This is a genomic window from Nonomuraea bangladeshensis (genome assembly GCF_039529455.1).
GTDB classification, from domain to species: Bacteria; Actinomycetota; Actinomycetes; order Streptosporangiales; family Streptosporangiaceae; genus Nonomuraea; species Nonomuraea bangladeshensis.
In genome coordinates this window covers 118,388-142,026 of sequence record NZ_BAAAMV010000012.1, presented here as the reverse complement: position 1 = coordinate 142,026, position 23,639 = coordinate 118,388, and the positions used below count along the sequence as shown (strand labels likewise).

25 protein-coding genes are annotated in these 23,639 nt (G+C 73.2%); 15 read left to right on the top strand and 10 right to left on the bottom strand.

Annotated elements, in window-relative coordinates:
• Window positions 1-157 precede the first annotated feature (157 nt).
• Together ABD292_RS37945 and ABD292_RS37940 are read left to right on the top strand one after the other, a co-directional pair.
• Entirely contained in the window at window positions 158-1,033 is an 876-nt protein-coding gene (locus ABD292_RS37945; protein ID WP_344216186.1) for a serine protein kinase RIO, read from the top strand.
• Between the two features lie 73 nt (window positions 1,034-1,106).
• On the top strand, window positions 1,107-1,472 hold the full coding sequence (locus ABD292_RS37940; protein ID WP_329577080.1) for a cupin domain-containing protein: 366 nt from the start codon (window positions 1,107-1,109) through the stop codon (window positions 1,470-1,472).
• Between the two features lie 36 nt (window positions 1,473-1,508).
• Here ABD292_RS37940 and ABD292_RS37935 read toward each other — a convergent pair whose 3' ends face one another.
• Together ABD292_RS37935 and ABD292_RS37930 are read right to left on the bottom strand one after the other, a co-directional pair.
• Window positions 1,509-3,179, bottom strand: a complete 1,671-nt coding sequence (locus ABD292_RS37935) for a glycosyltransferase (RefSeq protein ID WP_344216181.1) — start codon at window positions 3,177-3,179, stop codon at window positions 1,509-1,511.
• A 152-nt stretch (window positions 3,180-3,331) separates the two neighbouring features.
• Window positions 3,332-4,141 (bottom strand): class I SAM-dependent methyltransferase, encoded by an 810-nt coding sequence (locus tag ABD292_RS37930; RefSeq protein WP_344216179.1) that lies wholly within the window; start codon window positions 4,139-4,141, stop codon window positions 3,332-3,334.
• A 58-nt stretch (window positions 4,142-4,199) separates the two neighbouring features.
• On the opposite strand from ABD292_RS37930, the gene ABD292_RS37925 reads away from it, so the two are divergent.
• Window positions 4,200-4,802, top strand: coding sequence for a TetR/AcrR family transcriptional regulator (locus ABD292_RS37925; RefSeq protein WP_344216177.1), 603 nt, complete (start codon window positions 4,200-4,202; stop codon window positions 4,800-4,802).
• On the opposite strand, the gene ABD292_RS37920 is transcribed toward ABD292_RS37925, so the two are convergent.
• Entirely contained in the window at window positions 4,768-5,217 is a 450-nt protein-coding gene (locus ABD292_RS37920; RefSeq protein WP_344216175.1) for a MarR family winged helix-turn-helix transcriptional regulator, read from the bottom strand. The two genes, ABD292_RS37925 and ABD292_RS37920, sit on opposite strands and share 35 nt — an antisense overlap.
• A gap of 87 nt (window positions 5,218-5,304) precedes the next feature.
• A complete protein-coding gene (locus ABD292_RS37915) occupies window positions 5,305-5,907 on the bottom strand; it encodes a TetR/AcrR family transcriptional regulator (RefSeq protein ID WP_344216173.1) in 603 nt (200 codons plus the stop codon).
• Window positions 5,908-6,014: 107 nt separating this feature from the next.
• Here ABD292_RS37915 and ABD292_RS37910 point away from each other — a divergent pair, with 107 nt between their 5' ends.
• Window positions 6,015-6,815 carry an SDR family NAD(P)-dependent oxidoreductase gene (locus ABD292_RS37910; protein ID WP_344216171.1) on the top strand — a complete coding sequence of 267 codons (801 nt, stop codon included), beginning with the start codon at window positions 6,015-6,017 and terminating at the stop codon, window positions 6,813-6,815.
• Between the two features lie 4 nt (window positions 6,816-6,819).
• Here ABD292_RS37910 and ABD292_RS37905 read toward each other — a convergent pair whose 3' ends face one another.
• Both ABD292_RS37905 and helR read right to left on the bottom strand, forming a co-directional pair.
• Window positions 6,820-7,719, bottom strand: a complete 900-nt coding sequence (locus tag ABD292_RS37905; RefSeq protein ID WP_344216169.1) for an RNA polymerase sigma-70 factor — start codon at window positions 7,717-7,719, stop codon at window positions 6,820-6,822.
• A gap of 112 nt (window positions 7,720-7,831) precedes the next feature.
• A complete protein-coding gene (helR, locus tag ABD292_RS37900; RefSeq protein ID WP_344216167.1) occupies window positions 7,832-9,985 on the bottom strand; it encodes an RNA polymerase recycling motor ATPase HelR in 2,154 nt (717 codons plus the stop codon).
• Window positions 9,986-10,266: 281 nt separating this feature from the next.
• Between helR and ABD292_RS37895 the strand changes: the two genes are divergently transcribed.
• Entirely contained in the window at window positions 10,267-11,298 is a 1,032-nt protein-coding gene (locus ABD292_RS37895) for a carboxylate-amine ligase (RefSeq protein ID WP_344216165.1), read from the top strand.
• A gap of 5 nt (window positions 11,299-11,303) precedes the next feature.
• On the opposite strand, the gene ABD292_RS37890 is transcribed toward ABD292_RS37895, so the two are convergent.
• Window positions 11,304-12,230: an alpha/beta hydrolase family protein gene (locus ABD292_RS37890; protein WP_344216163.1), complete on the bottom strand. Its 927-nt coding sequence runs from the start codon at window positions 12,228-12,230 to the stop codon at window positions 11,304-11,306.
• Window positions 12,231-12,258: 28 nt separating this feature from the next.
• Window positions 12,259-13,134 carry an LLM class flavin-dependent oxidoreductase gene (locus ABD292_RS37885; RefSeq protein ID WP_344216161.1) on the bottom strand — a complete coding sequence of 292 codons (876 nt, stop codon included), beginning with the start codon at window positions 13,132-13,134 and terminating at the stop codon, window positions 12,259-12,261.
• A gap of 169 nt (window positions 13,135-13,303) precedes the next feature.
• On the opposite strand from ABD292_RS37885, the gene ABD292_RS37880 reads away from it, so the two are divergent.
• On the top strand, window positions 13,304-13,951 hold the full coding sequence (locus ABD292_RS37880; RefSeq protein ID WP_344216159.1) for a TetR/AcrR family transcriptional regulator: 648 nt from the start codon (window positions 13,304-13,306) through the stop codon (window positions 13,949-13,951).
• A gap of 7 nt (window positions 13,952-13,958) precedes the next feature.
• On the opposite strand, the gene ABD292_RS37875 is transcribed toward ABD292_RS37880, so the two are convergent.
• Window positions 13,959-15,299 carry an FAD-binding oxidoreductase gene (locus tag ABD292_RS37875; protein ID WP_344216157.1) on the bottom strand — a complete coding sequence of 447 codons (1,341 nt, stop codon included), beginning with the start codon at window positions 15,297-15,299 and terminating at the stop codon, window positions 13,959-13,961.
• A 213-nt stretch (window positions 15,300-15,512) separates the two neighbouring features.
• On the opposite strand from ABD292_RS37875, the gene ABD292_RS37870 reads away from it, so the two are divergent.
• The 7 genes from ABD292_RS37870 (at window position 15,513) to ABD292_RS37840 (ending at window position 21,678) form a co-directional block, all read left to right on the top strand.
• Window positions 15,513-17,894: an ATP-binding cassette domain-containing protein gene (locus tag ABD292_RS37870; protein ID WP_425565233.1), complete on the top strand. Its 2,382-nt coding sequence runs from the start codon at window positions 15,513-15,515 to the stop codon at window positions 17,892-17,894.
• Between the two features lie 63 nt (window positions 17,895-17,957).
• Complete coding sequence (locus ABD292_RS37865) at window positions 17,958-18,425, top strand: helix-turn-helix transcriptional regulator (RefSeq protein ID WP_344216155.1); 468 nt, start codon at window positions 17,958-17,960, stop codon at window positions 18,423-18,425.
• Between the two features lie 5 nt (window positions 18,426-18,430).
• The gene (locus ABD292_RS37860; RefSeq protein WP_344216153.1) at window positions 18,431-18,841 is read left to right on the top strand and encodes a VOC family protein; all 411 of its coding nucleotides are present in this window, start codon (window positions 18,431-18,433) and stop codon (window positions 18,839-18,841) included.
• A gap of 25 nt (window positions 18,842-18,866) precedes the next feature.
• Window positions 18,867-19,535 carry a transcriptional repressor LexA gene (lexA, locus tag ABD292_RS37855; RefSeq protein ID WP_344216151.1) on the top strand — a complete coding sequence of 223 codons (669 nt, stop codon included), beginning with the start codon at window positions 18,867-18,869 and terminating at the stop codon, window positions 19,533-19,535.
• A gap of 107 nt (window positions 19,536-19,642) precedes the next feature.
• Window positions 19,643-20,434 (top strand): maleylpyruvate isomerase family mycothiol-dependent enzyme, encoded by a 792-nt coding sequence (locus ABD292_RS37850; protein ID WP_344216149.1) that lies wholly within the window; start codon window positions 19,643-19,645, stop codon window positions 20,432-20,434.
• A 34-nt stretch (window positions 20,435-20,468) separates the two neighbouring features.
• Window positions 20,469-21,215, top strand: coding sequence for a hypothetical protein (locus ABD292_RS37845; protein ID WP_344216147.1), 747 nt, complete (start codon window positions 20,469-20,471; stop codon window positions 21,213-21,215).
• A gap of 49 nt (window positions 21,216-21,264) precedes the next feature.
• Window positions 21,265-21,678, top strand: a complete 414-nt coding sequence (locus tag ABD292_RS37840) for a hypothetical protein (protein ID WP_344216145.1) — start codon at window positions 21,265-21,267, stop codon at window positions 21,676-21,678.
• Here ABD292_RS37840 and ABD292_RS37835 read toward each other — a convergent pair.
• Window positions 21,675-21,986, bottom strand: coding sequence for a hypothetical protein (locus ABD292_RS37835; RefSeq protein WP_344216143.1), 312 nt, complete (start codon window positions 21,984-21,986; stop codon window positions 21,675-21,677). The two genes, ABD292_RS37840 and ABD292_RS37835, sit on opposite strands and share 4 nt — an antisense overlap.
• 186 nt (window positions 21,987-22,172) lie before the next feature.
• Between ABD292_RS37835 and ABD292_RS37830 the strand changes: the two genes are divergently transcribed.
• Window positions 22,173-23,192, top strand: coding sequence for a fatty acid desaturase family protein (locus ABD292_RS37830; RefSeq protein ID WP_344216141.1), 1,020 nt, complete (start codon window positions 22,173-22,175; stop codon window positions 23,190-23,192).
• Window positions 23,193-23,199: 7 nt separating this feature from the next.
• A complete protein-coding gene (locus ABD292_RS37825; protein WP_344216139.1) occupies window positions 23,200-23,613 on the top strand; it encodes a GNAT family N-acetyltransferase in 414 nt (137 codons plus the stop codon).
• The last annotated feature ends 26 nt before the right edge of the window (window positions 23,614-23,639 follow it).

Below are 23,639 nucleotides of genomic sequence, written 5' to 3'. Positions count from 1 at the left end.
GCGGGCGAAGCTGATCGCCTGTCGAAGGGAGGGTGAGACCGTGACGACGACTGTTCGCGTGCCGTTTTCCGCGTCCCCACACCTTCCCGCCGGGCGTCCGCCGCTGACCTGACTCGATCGGCACCCCGGTGGGCCTCACATCTGGAGCATTCCCACCGTGCCGAAGCACTCGCAACACCGCCGCCGTGGCAAGCACGCCCTCGACGCCGACGACATCGCCTGGCTGGAGAGCACGCCCGAGACGGCGTCCGACGACGGCCCTCCCGAGGGTGATCGCTGGTCCACCTGGGACCAGAGCACGCCCACGGAGAAGGGGCCGCGCCCGTACCCCGGCTGGCTGGTCACCGAGCTGGCCGCCGTCGACACCGAGCACGGCATCCTGAAGACCGGCAAGGAGGCCGACGTCCACCTGATCTCGCGGGGCGTGCCGGGCACCGACCGGGTCTGCCTGCTGGCGGCCAAGCGCTACCGGTCGGCCGAGCACCGCCTGTTCCACCGCGACTCCGGCTATCTGGAGGGCCGCACGACCCGCGAGAGCCGGACGAACCGCGCCATGGCCAACCGCACCGCGTTCGGCAAGCAGATGATCGCGACGCAGTGGGCGGTGGCGGAGTTCGGGGCGTTGTGCCGGCTGTGGGAGCTGGGGGTGCCGGTGCCGTACCCGGTGCAGATCCTCGGCACGGAGATCCTGCAGGAGTTCGTCGGGACGCCCGACGGCTACGCGGCGCCGCGCCTGGCCCAGGTCTCCGAGGGCCTCGACGACCTGTGGAAGCAGCTCGTCGAGGCGATGGTGACGCTGGCGGGGGAGGGGCTGGCGCACGGCGACCTGTCCCCGTACAACGTGCTGGTCCGCGACGGCAGGCTGGTCATCATCGACCTGCCCCAGATCGTGGACGTGGTCGCGCATCCGGCCGGGCCGTCGTTCCTGGACCGCGACGCGCGCAACATGGCCACCTGGTTCGCGGCCAAGGGCGTCGCCGGGGCCGACCCGGAGACGCTGGCGGCGCTGCTGCGGCGCGAGGCCCGCATGTGACCGCTATTTGCCCAGGTCCTTCCCCGTACGGGAGTTTGCCGATGAAAGACTGGAAGGGACGGAAGGAGGCATCATGATCGAGGTCAAGAGCATCGAGAAGCCCGACGAGCGCCGCGACTTCCCGAAGGGACATCTGGAATTGTGCAGTCTGTCCGGGCTGAGCTTCGCCGTGGCCACGTTCGAGCCCGGCTGGCGCTGGTCGGAGTCGGTCAAGCAGATCGTGGGGACCAGCTCCTGCCAGGTCCGTCACCAAGGGTTCGTCGTCCAGGGCCGGATGCGGTGGCACATGGACGACGGCGCGGAGGCAGAGGCGGGACCGGGCGACATCTTCGTCTGCTCACCTGGGCATGACGTCTGGGTGGTGGGCGACGAACCGGTCATCCTCTACGAATTCGCCGGAGGAATGGCCGACTACGCCCGCGCGGCCGGCGACTGCTGAGATCAGCCGCGCGGCCGGCGACCGCTCCAGCGGGAGTCAGCCGCGCGACCTGCGGCCCAGCGCGCGGCGCATCCTCCTGGACAGGACGGCGCGCATGCCGCGCTGCTGGTCGAGCCGGCGGTCGCGCTGCGCCGCGTGCACCTCGCGGCGCAGCGCGCCCACCTCACGGCGCAGTTCCACCGTGCTCCTGCGCCAGCGCGCCGCCTCGTCACGCCACTTGGCGACCTGGCCGCGCAGCCGTTCGGCCTCGCCGGCCAGCCGCGCCGCCTCCGCCTCGGCCCGCACCCTGGCCTGGTACGCCGCCCGTCGCCCCAGCGGCTCGACCGGCCCCTCGGTGAACCCGTACGCCTCGCCCGTCACCCACCGCACGCCGGAGACGTCCGCCACGGCGTCGTCCAGGTCCTCGCCGGGCCGGACCACGAGCCGGGCGCGGGCGAAGGCGGACACCCGTTCCAGCCGGGCCGCGACCACGCCCTCGGGTGACTCCCGCAGCAGCACCTGGACCAGGCCGAGCCCTTCGGCGCGGGCCAGGTCGAGCAGCTTGGCCACGCCGTCCTCGCCCGGCGCCCAACCGGCGGGCAGGCGCAGCACGAACGGGACCGACGGGTCCACCTCGGCGGCGGTCGCCAGGCGTACCCGGGGTTCGTGCTCGTAGTGGCCGTGCACCAGGACCAGATCCAGGTCGGGGTCCTTGAGCGGGGCGCGGCGGTCGCGGTCGAGCCTGTCCCAGGGGCCGACCAGCACCACCGACAGGTCCGCGACCGTGGAGGCGAGCAGGGCGTCCACGGCGGTGCGGACGGCCTCGTAGCCGGCCGTGCCGTCCAGGACCGCGGTCACGTACGGCACCTTCCACCGTCGCGCCGGATGCGTACGCAGCCACTGGTAGGCGGGGATGCGGTCGGCGACGAAGGCGTGGCTGACCCGGTCGACGCGCTGCTGCTCGCGCATCCGCATGGTCGGGCCGAGGTGGTAGGCGCGGGCCCGCGGCTCGGGCACGAACACCGCCCCCGCCTGCGCCAGCCGGTAGCCCATCTCGGTGTCCTGGCCGAGGACCAGGTCCTCGTCCATGGGGCCGGCCGCCTCGATCAGACGGGCGCTGACCGACGTGGCCCCGCCGACGTGCAGGCTGAACGGCCGCACCGGGTTGGCGGTGAGGCCGTCGGTGCGCTCGACCAGCCCGACCAGCCAGGCGTGCGGCAGGGCCGGCTCGAACGCCGCCTCCAGGTCCTCCGGCAGCGTGTCGGGCAGTGGGGCGGAGGTGAAGCGGATGTACCCGGTGACCGAGAGGTAGGGGGCGGCGTGGTGCCAGCGCATGTGCGCCTCGATCGCGCCCGGCGTGAGCACCACGTCGGAGTCGAGCCAGTGGATGACGTCGCCGGTGGCCTCGGCGAGGCCGGCGTTGCGGGCGGCGGCCCGGCCCGGCCGGTCGCAGCGGATGAGGCGGGCGGCCGAGTCCCCGGGCAGGCGCAGCGGCGGCGAGCTGCCGTTGTCCACGACGATGATCTCCGTCAGCTCCGCCGGGTACGTCTGCCGCGCCAGCCCCCGCAGCACCAGATCCAGCTTGTGCTGCGCGCCGTACGCCGGGATGATCACGCTCACCCGCAGCTCGGGCACGAAGTCCTCGGGCGGCTGGAGGACCCGGTAGTCGTTGCCGCGCACCCGTCGCACGTCGTCGCCGACGGTGGTTTCGAGAGAAGAGACGGACATGCGCGCGAATGCTCCTTGATCGTCAGGCCGGATGGATGGGCCTCACCCTAGGACGCCTACCTGGGAGAGAACCCGGCCCGGCGATCCGTGCGCATCACGTCTTCGCAGGTCAGAGCTGCCAGAATGCGCACAGGAAACGCGCAGGTCGCCGCTCAGGACCAGAGTGTCGCGGCGACGGCCAGCGTGGTGAAGGCCGTGGTGAAGCCGCCGCCGACCGCGTCCACGGCGGCTCCGACGTCCTCCAGCACCCGGGCCAGGTCGTCCGGCCGGAGCCGGGTGAGACCGCCGGTGGTGGGCAGCAGGTCGAGCCATTCGGCGCGGGTGTAGTGGCGTTCCCCGTCGAACCGCCACAGCTCGGGCTCGCCGAACGCGCCCGCCTGCCGGATGCCGTCGGCGAACCTCTCGAACATCTGCCGGTAGACGTCCTGGGCGGCCTTCGGCGGGCCGGCGACGGCCGGTGCGCCGGGCAGCACGCGGCGCAGCGCGCCGGCGAGCGCCTCCGCGATCGGCGGCGGCGCGTCGTACACGTGGGCGAACGCGGCGAGCAGGCCGCCGGGGCGCAGCACCCGCGCGGCCTTGGCCGGGCCCGCGACCGGGTCCACCCAGTGCCAGGACTGGCCGGCCACGACCGCGTCGAACGTCCGCCCGGCGGCGTCCCAGTCCTCGAACGTCGCCACCTCGACCTCGACGCCGGTGCCGCGGGCGAACGCGGCCATCCGCGCGTCCGGTTCGACGCCGAGCACCGTGCGGCCGGCCGCGAGGAACTGCCGGGCCTCGATGCCGGTGCCGCAGCCGACGTCGAGGAGGTCGGGGCCGGGGCTCGCGGCTATGATCCGCTGGATCAGGGCGTCCGGGTAGGCGGGGCGGGCGCGGTCGTAGCGTTCGGCGTCCACTCCGAACGATTCGGCCGTCTGCCGGGCCTCATGAGGCTCCTGCGGGGTTCCCTGAGTTAAAGTGGGCATGCGCCCACCATAGTGGGCGCTCGCCCACTTGTCGAGCGTGCGAGAGGGAGAACGGGCGATGCCGACGGGAGTGGCGCTCCGCGATGTGCGGCAGCAGTTGTTCGACGCCGCGGAGCGGGTCCTGCTCAGGGACGGCGCGACCGGGCTGACCAGCCGGGCCGTCACCGACGAGGCCGGCGTCGCCAAGGGCGTCCTGCACCGGCACTTCGCCGACTTCGACGCCTTCCTCGCCGACCTGGTGCGCGAGCGCGTGCGCCGGCTCGCCGCCGAGGCCGCCGCCCTGCGCGCGGCCGCCGGGCGCGGCACCGTCGCCGGCAACCTCACTGCCGCGCTGATCCAGCTGTTCGACCCGGTCGCGGTGTCGATCGTCGGCCTCGTCATCTTCCGCGACGAGCTGCGCGCCCGGCTGCGCCAGGACCGCCCGGAGGCCGGTGTCCCGGTCCTCGCCGAGGCCGCCGCCATGATCGGCGGCTACCTCGGCGAGGAGCGCGCCATGGGGCGGATCGCCGCCGACGCCGAGGTGGACGCGCTCGCGCTCTCCCTCGTCGGCGCGGGGCACCTGCTCTTCGCCGACCGTGACGGCGCCGCGCCGGATCCGGAGGCTGTCGAGAAGGTCGTACGGGCCGTCATCGCCGACGTGGTCCAGCGCCGCCTGCTGTGACGCCGCCCCGGCCCTCCAGGTTGGCGGCCATCCGCTGGAGCGTGCGTACGGTGCCGGCGTACTCCTCCTCGGTGAGTCCCGTGAGGAACGCCGAGCGGATGCCGTGCACCTTCTCCTGGACGGCGGCGTGCCCGGTCAGGCCCTCCGGTGTGAGGGCGTGGCGGCCCTCGGCGTCCTCGGTGAGCCAGCCGCGCCGGGTCAGCTCGCCGGTGACGTCCTCCGGCGTGATCGCGCCGGGCTGCCAGAAGGGGCGCAGTGTCTCCCGGAGGCCGCTCGCGGTCTGCGGGGCCTGGCGGAGCACGTTCAGCACCTGCCAGTGCCGGCGCGTGAGGCGCTCCTCGTCGAGGACCCGTTCGGCCTCGGCCTCGATGAGCCGGTCGAGGTGCTTGAGCCAGTAGCCGATGGGACGATCCATGGCGTATGCCTTTCTGCATAAACATGTCTTATTACAAGTATATGCTCAAGTGCTACGCCAGAGCGCCCAACCCTGGCGGCCCGCCAGTCAAGGAGCGACGGGGGCGGTGGCGAGCCGGCGAGCGGCGGCGATCACCGCTTCGCGGCGGCGGGCCAGCGCCGCCTGGTCGCTCTCCTCGCCCAGCATCATCCGGCACATCCCGGGCACCGCGAAGTTCCAGGAGATGAGCCCCATGATGGTGAAGAGCAGGTCCTGCGCGGCCCGTACGCGTTCCTGCTCGGGCAGGTGAGGGGCCACGCTGTCGGCGAGGCCGCACACCTTCTCCCGGAACGCGACGCGCCGCTCCGTCTCGCTCGCGCCGAGCCCGCCGTCACGCGTCTCCAGCGCCTCCCACAGCAGCAGCCGGATCAGCTCGGGATGTTGCTGGTGCCAGTCGAAGATCTGCCCGACGGAGTCGGCCACCGCGTCGGGGTCGATGGAGATCGCGACGTGGACCTCCTCCAGCTTCGCCCGCAGGACGGCGGCGAAGAGCTTCTCCTTGCCGCCGTAGTAGAGGTAGATGGCCTGCTTGTTGGCCTTGGCGGCGGCGGCGATCCGGTCGACCCTGGCCCCCGCCAGCCCGTGCTCGGCGAACTCGGCGGTGGCGGCCGCGAAGATGCGCCGCTTGGTGTCCTCCGCGTCATAGGCCATGGACGAATTAAACCATCGGGTTGACTCACTCCCTCGCAAGCGGCAGGATCGGGACCGGAAATAAAACAACCAGATGGTTTATTTCTCGCCATCCAGGAAGGCATCCCATGTCCACTGGCACCACCGCACCCGCCCCCGTACGCTCCCCGCTGCCCACCGGCCTCGCCGGCGCCACCGCCGTCCTCATCGGCGCGAGCTCGGGCATCGGCCTCGCGGCCGGCGTCCTGCTGCGTTCCGTCGGCGCGCGCGTCGTCCTGGTCGGACGCGACCCCGGCCGGCTGAAGGCCGCCGTCGCCCGGGTACGCGAGGCGGGCCGGGACGAGGACCCCGACGACGCCGTGGTGGCCGTCGCCGGCGACGGCGGCGACGAGCGCACCCTCGACGAGGCCTTCGACCGGGCCGGGCGCACCGACCACGTCCTCGTCACCGCGGGCGGCATGGCCGGCGCGGGCCCCGTGAGCGGGGTGTCGCGCGACGGCCTCGGCGCGCTCCTCGACACCCGCCTCTGGCCCGTGTTCGCCGCCGCCCGCGCGGCCGCGGCCCACCTGCCCGCCGGAGGCTCGCTCACGTTCAGCTCGGGAACGCTCGTCGTCCGCCCCAGGCCCGGGATGAGCGCGCCGCTGTCGGTCGCCGGCGCCGTGGAGACCCTGACCAGAGCCCTCGCCGTGGAGCTCGCCCCGGCCCGTCAGCGCGTGAACGCCGTACGCTTCGGCATGATCGACACCCCGCTCCTGCGCTCGATCCCGGGCATGGACTCCGACGAGGGAGTCGCCGCCGCCGGGGCGGGCATGCCGCTGGGCCGCGTCGGCACCGCGGAGGAGGCCGCCGCCTCCGCCCTGTTCCTCATGGCGAACACCTACGTCACCGGCCAGGTCATCACCGTCGACGGCGGCGCCACCCTGGCCTGAGCCCTCATCGGCTGACCGGGGTCTCCCGCTCGACGTGCGACAGCTTCTCGGGGTTGCGCACGGCGTAGAGGCCGGTGATGAGGCCGTCGTCGATCCGTACCGTGAGAACGGTGCTGATCGCGCCGTCGATCCGGAAGATCAGCGCCGGATGGCCGTTGATCTGCGCCTGCTCCAGCACGGCCGGCGCGCCGGGCGTGCGCAGCCTGGCCACCAGCGCCGCCACCTGGTCGGGCCCGACCAAGGGGGTCAGCGCGGCCTTGGCGACCCCGCCGCCGTCGCCGAGCATGACCACGTCCGGGGCGAGGATGTCGAGCAGCCCTCGCAGGTCGCCGGTCTCGACCGCCCCCTGGAAGGCCGCCAGCGCGTTCCTGATCTCGGCGGGGGAGGCGCTGCCGCGCGGCCGCCGCGCGGCGACGTGGGCCCGCGCCCGGTGCGCGATCTGCCGGACCGCGGCCGGGGTCTTGCCGACGGTCTCGGCGATCTCGTCGTAGTCCACGGCGAACACCTCGCGCAGCACGAACACCGCCCGCTCGGCCGGCTGCAGCGTCTCCAGCACCAGCAGCATCGCGGTCGAGACGCTGTCGGCCAGCTCGACGTCCTCGGCCACGTCCGGCGAGGTCAGCAGCGGCTCGGGCAGCCAGGGTCCGACGTAGGACTCCCTGCGCCGGCCGAGCGTGCGCAGCCGGCCGAGCGCCTGCCTGGTGGCGATCCGCACCAGGTAGGCGCGCCGGTCCCGTACGGTGCTGAGGTCCACGCCCGCCCACCGCATCCAGGTCTCCTGCAGGACGTCCTCGGCGTCGGCCGCCGAGCCGAGCAGCTCGTAGGCGACGGTGAACAGCAGGTTCCGGTGCGTGACGAACGCCTCGGTCGCCGCGTCCAGCCGGTGCTCGCCGCCTGTGCTCATGGTCGCTCCTGCCCGCTCGCCGTCGAAAGTGCCACGCATGTGACACCGCCCGCGGCCCCGTTGTGACACCACGGCACTGTGACCCCTGTCACAGTGCCGTGGTGACGCCGGATCAGGAGCTGGTGAGGACGGCGAGCCGCTGGGTCGCGCGGGTCATCGCGACGTAGCGGTCCACCGCCCCTTCGACGCCCTCGCCGAACCGCTCAGGATCGACGAGGACCACCAGGTCGAACTCCAGCCCCTTCGCGAGCTGCGGCGTCAGCGACCGGACCCGGGGCCGCGCCTCGAACGCCGGGTCGCCGATCACGCAGGCGACCCCCTCGGGGTGCTCGGTGAGCCACCCGTCCACGATCGTGTCCAGCTCCGCCACCGACCCGTGCCGCACGGGCACGCCGCCGGCGCGGATGGACGTCGGCACGTTGGCGTCGGGGAGCGCGGCCCGGATGACCGGCTCGGCCTCCGCCATGATCTCCTCCGGCGTCCGGTAGTTGACGGTGAGCGAGGCGAGGGTGATCCGGTCCAGCCCGACCCGTTCCAGCCGCTCCCGCCACGACTCGGTGAACCCGTGCCTGGCCTGGGCGCGGTCCCCGACCACGGTGAAGCTCCGCGACGGGCAGCGCAGCAGCAGCATCTGCCACTCCGCGTCGGTCAGCTCCTGGGCCTCGTCCACCACGATGTGCGCGAACGGGCCGGCCAGCCGGTCGGGTTCGGCGGCGGGCAGCGCGCCCTCGTCCACCAGGGCCTCCCGGAGGTCCGCGCCGTGCAGCATCGTCACCGCCGCCTCGCCGTCGTCGTCGGCCTGGAGCAGGTTGTCGACCACGCCGGCCATGCGCTCGCGCTCCGCCGCGGCGGCGGCCTCCTGCCTGCGCCTGCGCCGGGACGACTCCGGGTCGCCGAGCCGCTGCCGGGCCGCGTCCAGCAGCGGCAGGTCCGACACGGTCCACGCCTGCGGGTCGGCACGCTGCAACCGCCTGATCTCCTCCTTGGCGAGCCAGGGAGCGCACAGCCGCAGGTACGCGGGCACCGACCACAGGTCGCCGACGAGGTCGGCCGGCTCGATCACCGGCCAGGCGCGGTTGAAGGCCGTCAGCAGCTCCCGGTCGCGCAGCAGCGACCTGCGGACCAGGTCGGCGGGGACGTCCTCGTCGTCGTGCTTGCCGACGATGATCTCGACCAGTTCCTCCCAGATGCGGTCGCGCGCCTCGTTGTGCGGGGTGCCGGGCTCCGGCGCCGCGAACGCCTCGGCCCAGTCGTCGGGACCGAGCCGGACGTCGGACCACTCGGTGGTGACCGTCATGCCCTTCGCGGGCGGGTTCTCGTAGAACCTGACGGCCGGCTCGATCGCCTTCACCAGGTCCGCGGACGCCTTCAGCCGGGCCACCTCGGGGTCGCTCTCGGCCGCCGCCGTCGCGCCCTCGGGCACGAGGTCGCGCAGGGTGCAGGTCTGCACGCCCTCCTCGCCGAGACTGGGCAGCACGTCGGCGACGTACGCGAGGTACGGCTGGTGCGGCCCGACGAACAGCACGCCGCCCCGGTTGTGGCCGAGCCGCGGGTCGGCGTAGAGCAGGTACGCCGAGCGGTGCAGGGCGACGACGGTCTTGCCGGTGCCCGGACCGCCGTCCACGACCAGCGCGCCGCGCGAGCTGGCCCGGATGACGGCGTCCTGGTCGGCCTGGATGGTGGCGAGCACGTCCCGCATCCGCGGCGAGCGGCTGCCGCCCAGGCCGGCGATGAAGGCCGACTGGTCGTCCAGCGCGGCGTGCCCGTCGAGCCCGTCCGCGGTGAACACCTCGTCCCAGTAGTCGCTGATCCGGCCACGGGTCCAGCGGTAGCGGCGGCGGCTGGCCAGGCCCATCGGGTTGGCGTGGGTGGCGCCGAAGAACGGCTCGGCCGCAGGGGACCGCCAGTCCAGCAGCAGTCGCCGGCCTTCCCTGTCGGTCAGGCCCAGCCGCCCGACATAGACAGGTTCGGCCCCGTCCGCCCCGACCATGCGGCCGAGACACAGGTCGAGCCCGAAGCGGCGCAGCGTACGCAGGCGGGCGCTCAGCCGGTGGACCTCCAGGTCCCGGTCCAGCGCCGCCCGGCCCGCGCCGCCCGGGGCCCTGCGCATGGCGTCGAGACGGTCCGACAACTCGGCGACCGTCTGCTCCAGGGCCCCGGCAACGGCCGCGAAGTGCTGCTCGTCGCGGCCGATCAGCGCCGGGTCGGCCTTGGCCGACAGCCTTTCCGGCAGGTCGAACACGCTGATGGTCGATGGGTGATTCACGTAGTGCGCTCCGGCGTTTTCGCAGGTTCTCGGCCTCGGCCGCCGATTGTCCTGCACGACCGGGGTCTTGCCGCAAGCCCCCGGGTGCGCTATAGGTTGAAAGTGGAAAGGAGCGGATTCTCCCCTTTCCCGTCCTCGGTCTCCTCCTCAGAGCGTCTGCCGGTGCCGGTGCTTTTTTTCGTCGTGCCGGTCGTCGCCGCGCTCCCGCTCCCGCGCACGCCGCGCCCGGCCGCACGAGACTGATCCGCAAGGCCGCGCACGTACGGGGAAGAGGGGGTCCCATGGCTGAAACGGATGTGACCATGGGAGTCGAGGAGGGGTTCATTCTTCTGGACCCGGCCACCGCTAAGGTGACGCCGGTCGCCGGCGACGTGCGCGAGCGCGTCGGCGGCACCGTACGGGACCAGGTGACGGCGCGGACCGGATTCCAGATCGAGACCCGCAGCGGCGCGCACACCGAGCTGGCGGGCCTGCGGGAGGAGTTGCTGCGGCTGCGCGCCGTCGTGGTGGCCGCCGCCGACGGCGCGGGCGCCGGGGTGGCGGCCACGGGCACGGCGTTGTCGGGCGACCTGCCGGGCGACGCCGGCTGTCACGTGTGGCTCGGCGTTGACGACCGGGAGGAGGCCGTCCAGGTGGTCGACCATCTGCGGCCCTGGCTGCCCGTGCTGCAGGCGCTGACCGTGAACTCGCCGATCGGCGGCGACACGGACACCGGCTGCGCGAGCGGGCGCGCGATGGCCAGGAGCCGTCATCCCGCCGCCGGTCCGCCGCCCTGGTTCCGGTCCGCCGAGCACCACGACTGGCTGGTCGAAGGGCTGCACGCCACCGGAGTGGTCCCCGAGTGGCAGGCCAGGCTCTCCTCCGACCGGCCGGCGATCGAGGTCAGGGTGGCCGACACCTGCCAGACCGTGGCCGAGGTGGTGCTCCTCACGGGGCTGGTCAGGGCGCTGGCCGCCACGGCGCTCGGCGACGTACGGGCGGGCCGGCCCGCACCGAACGTGGACCACACCCTGCTCGCCGCCGCGAGCTGGCGGGCCGCCCGCGACGGGCTGGAGGGGGAGAACGTCGACCAGCTCACCGGCCGCACGCTGCCCGTCTGGCGGCTGGTGGACACGCTGATCGACCACATCGGGCCCGCGTTGCGCGCCCTCGGCGACCTGCCCCTCATGGACGAGGGGCTGGACGTGCTGCACCGGCACGGCTCGGGCGCGGCGCGGCAGCGGGCCGCGTACGAGCGGCGGGGGCTGGTGTCCGACGTCGCCCGCATGCTGGCCGACCAGTCGCGGCAGGACCTGCCGCGCTTGGCGGGCTGAGCCGGTCAGCTCGTCTCGATCCGCCCGAGCGGGCCCGGCTCCGCCGCCAGGGCCGCGCACGCGCTGGGCCAGGCGGGGTCGCCCGGGTCGAGGGCGGTGCGGAGGTAGGCGGTGGTGAGCCGCTGGATCAGGGCGACGCGGGCCGGGCTCTCGTCCGTGGTCTCGGCGGCGCCGGGGCCGACGATCCCGCCGAGCGAATGCTCCGCCCCGAACAGGGTGAGCAGGCTCTTGCCTCCGGGGCTCAGCCGGTACGGGTCGGTGAACCAGTCCGGGCCCCGTACCGACAGCGCCGACCGGTCCTGGTCGCCCGCGACCACGAGCGCCGGCGTGGTCATCCGGGTGAAGTCCGGGTTCATGAAGGGGAAGTGCTCGGCCGCGAACGGCGTCAGGTCGGCCCCGCCCGATCCCGGCGTGGCGAGCAGCACGCCCGCCCTGACCCGCGGGTCGGGCAGATCCTCTCCGGGCCGGCCCGCGGCGTCGAGGACGCGCGCGCCGAGCAGCATGCTCGCCGTCTGCCCGCCCCAGGAGTGCCCGGCCACGGCGATCCGGTCGCGGTCGAGGCGCCCGTCGAGGCCGGGAACGGCGGCCTCGACGGCGTCCAGCCGGTCCAGTACGTGCGTCAGGTCCGTCACCCGCCACCGCCAGATGAGCGGGGTACGGGGATCGTCGGGCGGCAGGGCGAGCGTCCGCGAGTCGAGATGGGTGGGCTGGACGACCACGAACCCGTGCGCCGCCCAGTGGTCGGCCAGCGGCCCGTAGCCGTCCATCGACCAGCCGAAGCCGTGTGAGAGGACGACGACCGGCAGATCCCTTCCGGTCGCGGGGGCGGAAACCCGCACCCGCAGGTCCTCGCCACGGCCGGGGGCGGGCAGCACCACCGGTTTCACCGAGACGACCCGGGCGGCGATGGTCGTCGTGTCCGTCGTGCTCATGAGAGCGGTCTTCCTTCGCGTCAGTCGGTCAGTGGGTGGGGATGAGCTCGTCGGCGACCCATCGGGCGACGCCGTCGGGGTAGGGGGCGGGCAGTCCGAGCACGACGTGCCGGAAGCCGGCCTCGACCGCCGCGCCGATCGCGTCCCTTGTAGGGCCGGGACGGTCGTAGGAGACCGGCAGGTGGATCGAGCGGGTGATCGCGGCCGGGTCGCGGCCGATCTCGGCGCAGTAGCGGTCCAGCAGGGCCGAGCGGCCCGCGAGGTCGGCGATGTCGCCGCCGCCGGGGATGTTCCACAGGTCGGCGTGCTCGGCGGCCACGCGCAGCGTCGCCGCCGAGCGCCCGCCGACCAGGATGGGCGGGTGGGGGCGCTGCACCGGCTTGGGGTTGCCGAACGCGCCCTTCAGCTGGTGGTGTACGCCGTCGAAGTCGAACGGCTCGTCCTCGGTCCACAGCCGCCGGATCACCGTGCACGCCTCGGCCAGGCTGCCGACGGCCTGGGCGGTGTCGTGGAAGGGCAGGCCGTGGGCCTCGTACTCGCGCCGGGCCAGGGGATGGTCGGGGCGCGAGCCGACGCCGATGCCGAAGTCGAGGCGTCCGCCGGAGACGATGTCGACGGTCGTGGCGATCTTGGCGAGCAGCGCGGGCGGCCGGAACCGATTGCTGGTCACCATCAGGCCGAGCCGCAACCGCCGGGTCTGCGCGGCGAGGGCGGCGAGCAGGGTCCAGCCCTCGTGGACGGGGCCGGTCAGGTCGCCCGCGATCGGCAGGAGATGGTCGAACAGCCAGGCGTGCCCGATCGCCGGGATCGTGTCCGCCTCGCGCCAGACCCGCAGGACGTCGTGGTAGCCGACCTGCATCGGCGCGGTCATGATCCCGAAGCTGGGCGGGGAGTCGTAGGGCATGGGTGTGCTCCTTCCGGCCGGGTGGCCGGGGGTTCGCGGAGGGAGGATGCGGGCGCGCGCTCTGGCATCATGGGAGAGAGAACAAGTGGGACTGTGTCCCGTTTAGAACATACGGGACAGTGTCCCGTTTAGCAAGCCGGGCGGCGGCGCCGGCGGAAGGAGCGGCGCGGTGAGCGACAGCGAAAAGAGCGCGCAGGCCGCGCAGGGCGGGCAGGCCGCGCAGGGCGCGCAGGGCGGGCAGGCCGCGCAGGCCGCGCAGGGCGGCACGCGTAAGCGGGCCGACGCCCGGCGCAACGAGAAGACCCTGCTCGACGCCGCCGCGGCGGTCTTCGTCACCTCGGGCGTCGAGGCGCCCATCCGGGACATCGCGGCCGAGGCGGGCGTCGGCACGGCCACGATCTACCGCCACTTCCCGACCCGGGCCGACCTCATCATCGCCGTCTACCGGCACCAGATCGAGGCCCTGGCCGAGGCCGGCCCGGCCCTGCTGGCGGCCGGGCCGACCCCCTACGCCGCCCTGGGCAGGTGGATCAACCTGTTCATCGACTTCCTGGTCACCAAGCACGGCCTGGCCGCCGTGCTGCGCTCCGACGAGGCCGGGTTCGAGGCGCTGCACGCGTACTTCCTCGACCGGCTCGTGCCGGTGTGCGGGCGGCTGCTCGACGCCGCGGCCGCGGCCGGCGAGATCCGCTCGGACGTCGCCGCCCTGCAGCTCATGCGCGGCGTCGGCAACCTGTGCATCGGCGCGGAGAACGACTCACGCTACGACGCCCGCCCCCTGGTCGAGCTGCTCATCGCGGGGCTGCGCCGGGTGTAGCCGGACGTCAGCGGGGGCGGACGTTGTGGTTGCGGGCGAACAGGTTCTCCGGGTCGTGGCGGCGCTTGACGGCGGCGAGCCGCTCGTACGTCGCCGCCGGGTAGACCGCTGCGACGTCCTCCTCGCCGGCCGAGGCCAGGAAGTTGGCGTAGGCGCCGTCCACGTGCGGCGCGAGGTCGCGCCAGAGGGCGTCGAACGACGGTCGGCCCGCCGCGAGCACCGGCTCGGGGCCCGCGCTCGTGGTCACGACCATCAGCGCGGCGTCGCGGTGCGCGTACGCGGTGGCGTCGGCCGGCACCCGGGCCACCGCGCCGCCGACCGCGCGTACGGAGATGAGCGGCGCCCCCTCCGCCGCCCCCGCCGCCACGAGCACGCGCAGCACCCCGGGCACCGCCGCCGCCCCGGCGAACCCGCTGCGCGTCACCAGCCGGATGCCGGGCGGCGGCACCAGACCCTCCACGAGCGTCTCCGCGTACGGCTTCAGCGTGACGCCGTCGCCGGTCACCGTGCCGAGCCGGCGGAGCGGGTCGATCGCCCGCGCCGCGAGCCGCGCGTCGTCCCCGTCGAAGGCGACGTGGACCTGCACCGGCGCCTGCGGGCCGCCCGCGAAGGGGTTGGCGAAGTCGGCGACGGAGGTCAGCTCCTCGGGCGCGGTACGCAGGTGCTCAGCCCACCCCTGGAGCACCGTGGCCGCCTCCGCCGCAGGGAAGGCGATCGTGCCGTGGAAGACGTCCGTCGTCGGGTGGGCCGCGAACACGAACGCGGTCACGACCCCGAAGTTGCCGCCGCCGCCGCGAAGCGCCCAGAACAGCTCGGGATTCTCCTCGGCGCTCGCCCGCACGACCTCCCCGGCGGCCGTGACCACCTCGGCGGCGACCAGGCTGTCCAGGGCCAGGCCGTGCTTGCGGACCTTCCAGCCGATGCCGCCGCTCAGCGTCAGCCCGCCGACGCCGACGCTCCTGGTGTCGCCCGAGGAGATCGCCAGGCCGTGCGGGGCGAGCGCGTCGGCGACCTGGCCCCAGGTGGCGCCGCCGCCGATCCGTACGAGGTGACGCCGCTCGTCCACGAGCTCGACCTGCGCCAGATGGGCCAGGTCGAGTACCACGCCGCCGTCGTTCGTGGCGAAGCCGGCGAAGCCGTGCCCGCCGCCGCGCACCGACAGCGGCAGCCCCGTGCCGGCGGCGTGGCGCACGCCCGCCCGTACGTCGGCGACGGTCTTGGGCCGCAGGACGAGGGCGGGACTGCCCGGCACCAGCAACGATCGGGCGGCGGCGGCGTAACCGGCGTCGTCCGGGCCGATCACGTCGCCGCCGAAGTCGCGGCGCAGGGTGTCCAGTGCTGCGTTCATGATGATTCCTCCACATCGCTCATTGGGCGAACACGAGATGCCGCCCACCCCGGGCGTGTGACAGTGACCTGCGCCACACCGTCCGCCCCACGGGTCAGGAATCGAGAAGCGGCCGCCCTCGCCCTCCGGCTACCGTGACCGGGCGCCCCGGGGCAGCGCCGAGGTAGGTAAGGTGCACTGACCCGAGCCGGGCGACGACCCAACGGAGACACGATGAGCATGGACACCCGTACGGAAGCCGCGTCGCACCTCGCCGACGGCCACGACCTGATCCGGGTGCACGGCGCCCGCGAGAACAACCTCAAGGACGTGAGCGTCGCGATCCCCAAACGCCGGCTGACGGTGTTCACCGGCGTGTCGGGCTCGGGCAAGAGCTCCCTGGTGTTCGACACGATCGCGGCCGAGTCGCAGCGGCTGATCAACGAGACCTACAGCGCCTTCGTGCAGGGCTTCATGCCGACGCTGGCCCGACCCGAGGTCGACGTGCTCGACGGGCTGACCACGGCCATCATCGTCGACCAGCAGCGCATGGGCGCCGACCCGCGCTCCACGGTCGGCACGGCCACCGACGCCAACGCGATGCTGCGCATCCTGTTCAGCCGGCTCGGGAAGCCGCACGTCGGCTCGCCGCAGGCGTTCTCCTTCAACGTCCCGTCCGTACGGGCCAGCGGCGCGATCACCGTCGAACGCGGCGGCGGCAAGACCGTGAAGCAGAACTTCACCCTCACGGGCGGCATGTGCCCGCGCTGCGAAGGCCGGGGCACGGTCTCCGACATCGACCTCACCCAGCTCTACGACGACTCCAAGTCGCTCGCCGAGGGCGCGTTCACCATCCCCGGCTGGAAGTCCGACAGCTTCTTCACCGTCCGGGTCTACGCCGAGTCGGGGCTGTTCGACCCGAACAAGCCGATCCGCGAGTTCACCGAGAAGGAGCTGCGGGACTTCCTCTACCGCGAGCCGACCAAGGTGAAGGTCGAGGGCGTCAACCTCACGCTCGAAGGTCTGATCCCGAAGATCCAGAAGTCGTTCCTGTCCAAGGACCGCGAGGCGATGCAGCCGCACATCCGGGCGTTCGTGGACCGGGCGGTCACCTTCACGACCTGCCCCGAGTGCGACGGCAGCCGCCTGAGCGAGGCCGCGCGCTCCTCGAAGATCCACGGCGTGAACATCGCCGACCTCTGCGCCATGCAGATCAGCGACCTGGCCGAATGGGTGAGCGGGCTGGACGAGCCGTCCGTCGCGCCGCTGCTGGCCGCGCTGCGGCACACGCTGGACTCGTTCGTGGAGATCGGGCTCGGCTACCTCAGCCTGGACCGTCCCTCCGGCACGCTGTCCGGCGGCGAGGCGCAGCGGGTCAAGATGATCAGGCATCTGGGCTCGTCGCTCACCGACGTCACGTACGTCTTCGACGAGCCGTCGATCGGCCTGCACCCGCACGACATCGAGCGCATGAACACGCTGCTGCGGCGGCTGCGCGACAAGGGCAACACCGTCCTGGTCGTCGAGCACAAGCCCGAGATGATCGCCATCGCCGACCACGTCGTCGACCTCGGCCCCGGCGCGGGCACCGGCGGCGGCGAGGTCGTGTACGAGGGCGGCGTGGACGGGCTGCGCGCCGCCGGCACGCTGACCGGCCGGCACCTGGACGACCGGGCCGCGCTCAAGGCGTCGGTGCGCGAGCCGTCGGGAGCGCTGGAGGTGCGCGGCGCCCGCCTGCACAACCTGCGGGACGTGAACGTCGACATCCCGCTCGGCGTGCTGGTCGTGGTGACCGGCGTCGCCGGATCGGGCAAGAGCTCGCTCATCCACGGCTCGGTCGCGCGCAGGGACGGCGTGGTGGCCGTCGACCAGACGCCGATCCGCGGCTCGCGGCGGAGCAACCCGGCCACCTACACCGGGCTGCTCGAACCGATCCGCAAGGCGTTCGCGAAGGCCAACGGCGTGAAGCCGGCGCTGTTCAGCGCCAACTCCGAGGGCGCCTGCCCCGCCTGCAACGGCGCCGGCGTCGTCTACACCGACCTCGGGATGATGGCCGGCGTCAGCACCACCTGCGAGGAGTGCGAAGGCAGGCGCTTCCAGGCCGCGGTGCTGGAGCACCGCCTCGGCGGCCGGGACATCAGCGAGGTGCTGGCCATGCCGGTGAGCGAGGCCGAGGAGTTCTTCGCGGCGGGCGAGACCCGTATCCCGGCCGCGCACGCCATCCTGCGCAGGCTCGCCGACGTCGGGCTCGGCTACCTCAGCCTCGGCCAGCCGCTCACCACGCTGTCCGGCGGCGAGCGGCAGCGGCTCAAGCTGGCCACCCACATGGGGGAGAAGGGCGGCGTCTACGTCCTCGACGAGCCCACCACGGGCCTGCACCTCGCCGACGTCGAGCACCTGCTCGGCCTGCTCGACCGGCTCGTCGACAGCGGCAAGTCGGTCATCGTCATCGAGCACCACCAGGCGGTGATGGCGCACGCCGACTGGATCATCGACCTCGGCCCCGGCGCCGGCCACGACGGCGGCCGGATCGTCTTCGAGGGCACCCCGGCCGACCTCGTCGCCGCCCGCTCGACGCTCACCGGCGAGCACCTGGCGGCGTACGTCGGCGCCTGATCACTGCCCTGGCCGCCGGGGGCCAGGTGGACGAGCCGGAGACCGGCTCGGGAAGATGGCATCGTGCGACCGAACCAATCAGGGCCCGAGGACGCCGCGCAGCAGCAGCGGCTGCGCCTGCTCGCGCTGCTGCGCCGCGTCCGCGACCGCATCGACCGCGAGTACGCCCAGCCGCTCGACGTCGAGGCGCTCGCCCGCGGCGTGAACATGTCGTCAGGGCACCTCAGCCGCGAGTTCCGGCGCGCCTACGGGGAGTCCCCCTACTCGTACCTGATGACCCGGCGCATCGAGCGCGCGATGGCGCTGCTGCGCCGCGGCGACCTCACCGTCACCGAGGTCTGCTTCGAGGTCGGCTGCTCCTCGCTCGGCACCTTCAGCACCCGCTTCGCCGAGCTCGTCGGCGTGCCGCCGAGCACCTACCGGCGGCAGGCGGCGGAGGCGACGGAGGGCATGCCGTCGTGCGTGGCCAAACAGGTCACCAGGCCGGTCAGGAATCGAGAAGCACCGGCCGCGGGGCCGCCGTTAGCGTGACGGACATGGACATCACCATCAACGCGAGCTTCCTGCCGCACGACGATCCCGAGGCCGCCCTCGCCTTCTACCGCGACACCCTCGGCTTCGAGATCCGCAAGGACGTCGGCCACGGCGGCATGCGCTGGATCACCGTCGGCCCGCCCGGGCAGCCCGAGACCTCCATCGTGCTCTACCCGCCCGGCGCCGACCCCGGTGTCACCGAGGAGGAGCAGCGCGTCATCACCGAGATGATGGCCAAGGGGACCTACGGCGGCATCCTGCTGGCCGCCGACGACGTCGACGCCGTCTTCGACAAGCTGCAGGCCACCGGCGCCGAGGTGATGCAGGAGCCGACCGACCAGCCGTACGGGGTGCGCGACTGCGCCTTCCGCGACCCCGCGGGCAACATGATCCGCATCAGCAAGCGCGATTGAGCCCGGCGGGCGGCGCCCGGCTACGATGTCGCAGGTGACCGCCTACGACGATCTCGACGCGTTCGAGCACCTGAACGCCTCGGCCCTGCCGCCGCGCCAGCAGCGGATCCTGGCGGCGATCCGCGACCACGTGGTCCGGCACGGCTATCCGCCGAGCACCCGCGAGCTCGGCCGGGCGGCCGGGCTGCGCTCGCCGTCGTCGGTCTCGAAGCATCTGAGGAGCCTGGAGGAGAAGGGGTTCCTCCGCCGGGCCGGCACGATGACCCGGCCGATCGACGTACGCCTGTTCCTGCGCGAGCCCGCGCCGGAGACGGCGAGCGAGCTGGTGAGCGTGCCCGTGGTGGGCGACATCGCCGCGGGCACGCCCATCCTCGCCGAGCAGCACGTGGACGACCTGCTCACCCTGCCGCGCGACCTGACGGGCCGGGGCACCGTGTTCGCGCTGCGGGTGCGCGGCGACTCGATGATCGACGCCGCGATCTGCGACGGCGACCTCGTCGTGGTGCGCCGGCAGCCCGAGGCGCACTCCGGCCAGATCGTCGCCGCCATGATCGACGGGGAGGCCACCGTCAAGGTGTTCCGCCGCCGCGGCGGCCACGTCCTGCTCGAGGCGCGCAACCCGGCCTACGCCGACATCGACGGCGACGAGGCCGTGGTGCTGGGCGTCGTGGTGTCGGTCCTGCGCAACCTGTAGGCCGCCGGGCCGCTGATGATCAAGCCCGGCGCGGGCGGTAGTTTGAGCGGGAGCACCTGCCCGCCTCAGGCGGGAGCACCTGCCCGCCTCAACGCCTGGGAGACGCGATGAGCAGCGCCGACACGGCCATCGCCGCACTGCGGACCGGACACGACGAGCTGTCCGGGCTGGTGTCCGGACTCACCGACGAGGACCTGGCCAGGCCCTCGGCCGCCGCGGAATGGGACATCTCCCAGGTCGTCAGCCACCTGGGCAGCGGCGCCGAGATCGCGCTGACCGTCCTGCGGGCCGCGCTCGACGGCGCTCCCGGCCCCGGCCACGACTTCAACCAGAGCGTCTGGGACAGATGGGACGCCATGACGCGACGGGAGCGCGCCCGCGGCTTCCTCCAGGCCAATGAGGCCCTGACCGCGCTCTACGAGTCCCTGGACGCCTCCACCCGCGACGAGCTTCGCGTCGACCTGGGCTTCATGCCCGCCCCGGTCGACGTCGCCACCCTGAGCCGGATGCGGCTCAACGAGCTCGCCCTGCACTCCTGGGACGTCCGCGTCGCCTTCGACGAGCACGCCACGCTCGCCCCCGACGCGACGGCCGCCCTGCTGCACCAGGGGCCCGACCTGTTCGCCTGGATCGGCAAGGTCGACCGGCTCGACGGCCGCACCCTGGACCTCCAGGTCACCACCACCGCCCCTGAGTCCGTCTTCGTGCTGCGGCTGAGGCCGCCGATCGGCGTCGACTTCGACGTTCCCGAGCAGCCGGACGGCACCCTCGCCCTGCCCGCCGAGTCCTGGCTGCGCCTGATCTCCGGCCGCCTCGCGCCGCGGCACACCCCGGACGGCGTGACCACGACGGGCGCCGCCGACCTCGACCTGCTCCGCCGGGTGTTCCCCGGCTACTGACCCCGGCGGCGCCGCCGTGGCATGATCGTCCGTCATGATGAAGAAAACGATCACCGCGTTAGCGGTGTGCGGCGTGTTCCTGGTGACCGCCGCACCCGCGCAGGCGGCGCCCAAGGACCCCGTACGGGCGCTGAAGGCCAAGCTGGTCCCCGGCCACGGCGTGCGGTTCACCGAGACGGCCGAGTGGTCCGACGGCACCGACACGCTCCACGCGTACGAGAACAAGGGCGTGCTGCAGTTCGCCAGGAAGGGGCTGAACTACGACCTCACCATCACCGCCTGGGACGACACCGAGGAGCGGGTGATCTCCACCGGCGGGAGGACGTACTACAAGGGCGGCTTACTCGCCGAGCTCCTGCCCAAGGGCAAGAGCTGGCTCGGCGTCAAGGGCGGCGGCGCGATGCCCGGCGTCTACCTGCAGGTGCTCAACCCCGCCGAGCCGACGACGCTGTCGGCGCTGCTGAAGAAGGGCAAGAGGGAGGGGAGCAAGGTCACCGGCACGATCACGTTCGCCGCGCTGACCAAGGTCTCCCCGTGGTTCGCCGGCTCCGGCCTGAGCGCCTGGGCCGCCGCGACGCCGATCTCGTACACGCTGACGCTGGCCCCGTCCGGGCTGCCGACCAGGCTGTACAGCTCGTTCCGCGCCAAGGGCGTGGACCGTCTCTACTCCGACTTCGAGGGCAGCATCATCAACGTCGAGACCCGCTACACCGGCTGGGGCGGCAAGGTCTCGATCAAGGCGCCGAGCCCCAAGACCGTGACGGACAGGTACGCGAGCTGAGTCCGTTAATCGTTTGAACGCACGCGCCGGGCGCTGCCACCATCCACGCATGGACGATGAGGAGCTCCGGACGATCCAGCGGAACGTCGACCTCGCGATCGAGCAGCTCGGCCCGATCAGCGGCATCGACTTCGGCCTCGACGAGGAGTCCGTCCGGTGGGTGGAAGGCTTCATCGAGCGCCGGCGGGCCCAGCCCGGCTTCGACCCGGACCAGGCGGAGGGCCTGGTTGACGTGCTCGGGTCCTACCTGGGCGCGTGCGTCGCGGCGGGCGCGGGCGGGCACTGGCACTGGCGGGACGACGGCGGGTGGGGCGTGGCCCTGCCCGACGGCAGCACGGCCTTCCCCTTCACGAAGGTCCGCAAGCAGCTCCGTGACGGCCTGGAGGGCGGCGAGTCGATCGCGAGCTTCTACCGGGTCGCCGTCGAGTTCATCGCCACCGGCAGGATGCGCGACGACGATTAGTCCCCGCCCGGCCCGCCGAGCAGCTCGCCGAGGAAGTCGTCGAGACCGCGGGCGAGCGCGCGCACGGTGACCTCACCGCCGGGGCCGGCCTCATCGAGGCACCGTGCCACGCTGCCGGCCGCGCCCGGCGCCGCGATCACCTTGACGTGCCACCGGTCCCGCTCCCCGCGCCGGTCGGGGCCGGTGGGCGTTACCTCGGCCAGCACCGCCCAGCCGCGCCCCAGCAGCGCGTTGGCCAGGGAGGCCGCCCGGCGGTAGCCCGCCACCGTGGTCTCGCACTCCATCAGCTCCGGCACGAACTCGTCCATGTGCCCTCCAGGCCCGCGTCCACCTTCGCTCTTTCCGCACGCCGCCCGGCGAATCCTCCCAGGGACGGCGGTAGGGCTGGCCCTACCTGAGGAAGGGGTGACAGCGGGGGTCCGCGTACCCTCTGGTTCTCGCGATGCTGGCAAGCGATCATCATTGGGACGATTTCGCCGGCATCGGAGGCAGATGTGAGTGTTGTAGACCTCGACCGACCGCAACGGGGCAGCGACTTCGCCCGGCTGTCGCGCCGCATAGCCGAGGCCGGCTTACTGGAGCGGCGGCCCGGTTACTACGCCGTCCGGATAGGGCTGGTCGCCGCGCTGTTCGCGGGCAGCTGGGCGGTGTTCGCCGTCGTGGGCGACACCTGGTGGCAGCTCCCGGTGGCGGTGCTGCTGGCCGTGGCCTTCGCCCAGGTCACGCTGCTGGCCCACGACCTCGCGCACGGGCAGATCTCGCGCTTGCGGCGGACCAGCAGGATCGCGGGGCTGCTGGTCGGCAACCTGGCCGTCGGGCTGAGCTACGGCTGGTGGATGGACAAGCACACCCGCCACCACGCCAACCCCAACCACGAGGACCACGACCCCGACGTCGCGCCCGACGTGCTCATCTGGTCACGCGGGCAGGCCGAGACGGCGCGCGGGCTGGCCCGGTTCGTCGGGCGGTGGCAGGCGTGGCTGTTCTTCCCGCTGCTCACCCTCGAAGGGTTCAACCTGAAGGTGTCGAGCTTCCGCGCGCTGCGCCGGCCGACGCTGAAGAACCGCCCGGCCGAAGGGCTACTGCTGGTCGCGCACGTCGTGGCCTACGTGGGCGCGCTGTTCCTGGTCCTGCCGCCCGCCAAGGCGCTGGTGTTCCTGCTCGTCCACCAGGCGTGCTACGGCGTCTACCTGGGGTGCACGTTCGCCCCCAACCACAAGGGCATGCCGGTGCTGACCGCGCAGGACGAGCTGGACTTCCTCCGCCGCCAGGTCCTGACCTCCAGGAACGTCACCGGCGGCCGTCTCCTGGACATCGCGCTCGGCGGCCTGAACCACCAGATCGAGCACCACCTGTTCCCCGGCATGCCGTCCCCGAACCTGCGCCTGGCCCGGCCCATCGTCCGCGAGTACTGCCGCGAGCTGGGCGTCGAGTACGCCGAATGCGGCCTGATCGCCTCCTGGAGCCAGGCCCTGCGCCACCTCCACGACGTCGGCCGTCCCCTCCGGGCATGATGACGCCATGCCCCGCTTCGTACACCCGGCCGCCACGTTCCGCACCTCGTTCCTGGCCGCGCTGGCCGAGTTCCGGGCCGACACCGACTACCCGCTGTCGTGGTTCGTGTCGGACGTGGACACGCCGGCGCCGGCTGAGCCGGACGCCTTCGAGGCGTACGTCGCCCGCGTGCTCGCCGAGCGCACCCAGGCCGGGGTGCGGCCCGGGTTCGTGCCGATGACCACGCTGTGGTGGGTGGACGGCGACCGCTTCCTGGGCCGGCTCGCCATCCGCCACCGGCTGACGCCCGCGCTGACGGAGCTCGGCGGCCACATCGGCTACGACGTACGGCCCAGCGCCCGCCGGAGGGGGCACGCGACGGCGATGCTCGCGCGGCGCTGCCGATCGCGCGGGCGCTGGGCATCGGCGAGGCGCTGGTGATGTGCGACCTGTCGAACGTCGCCTCC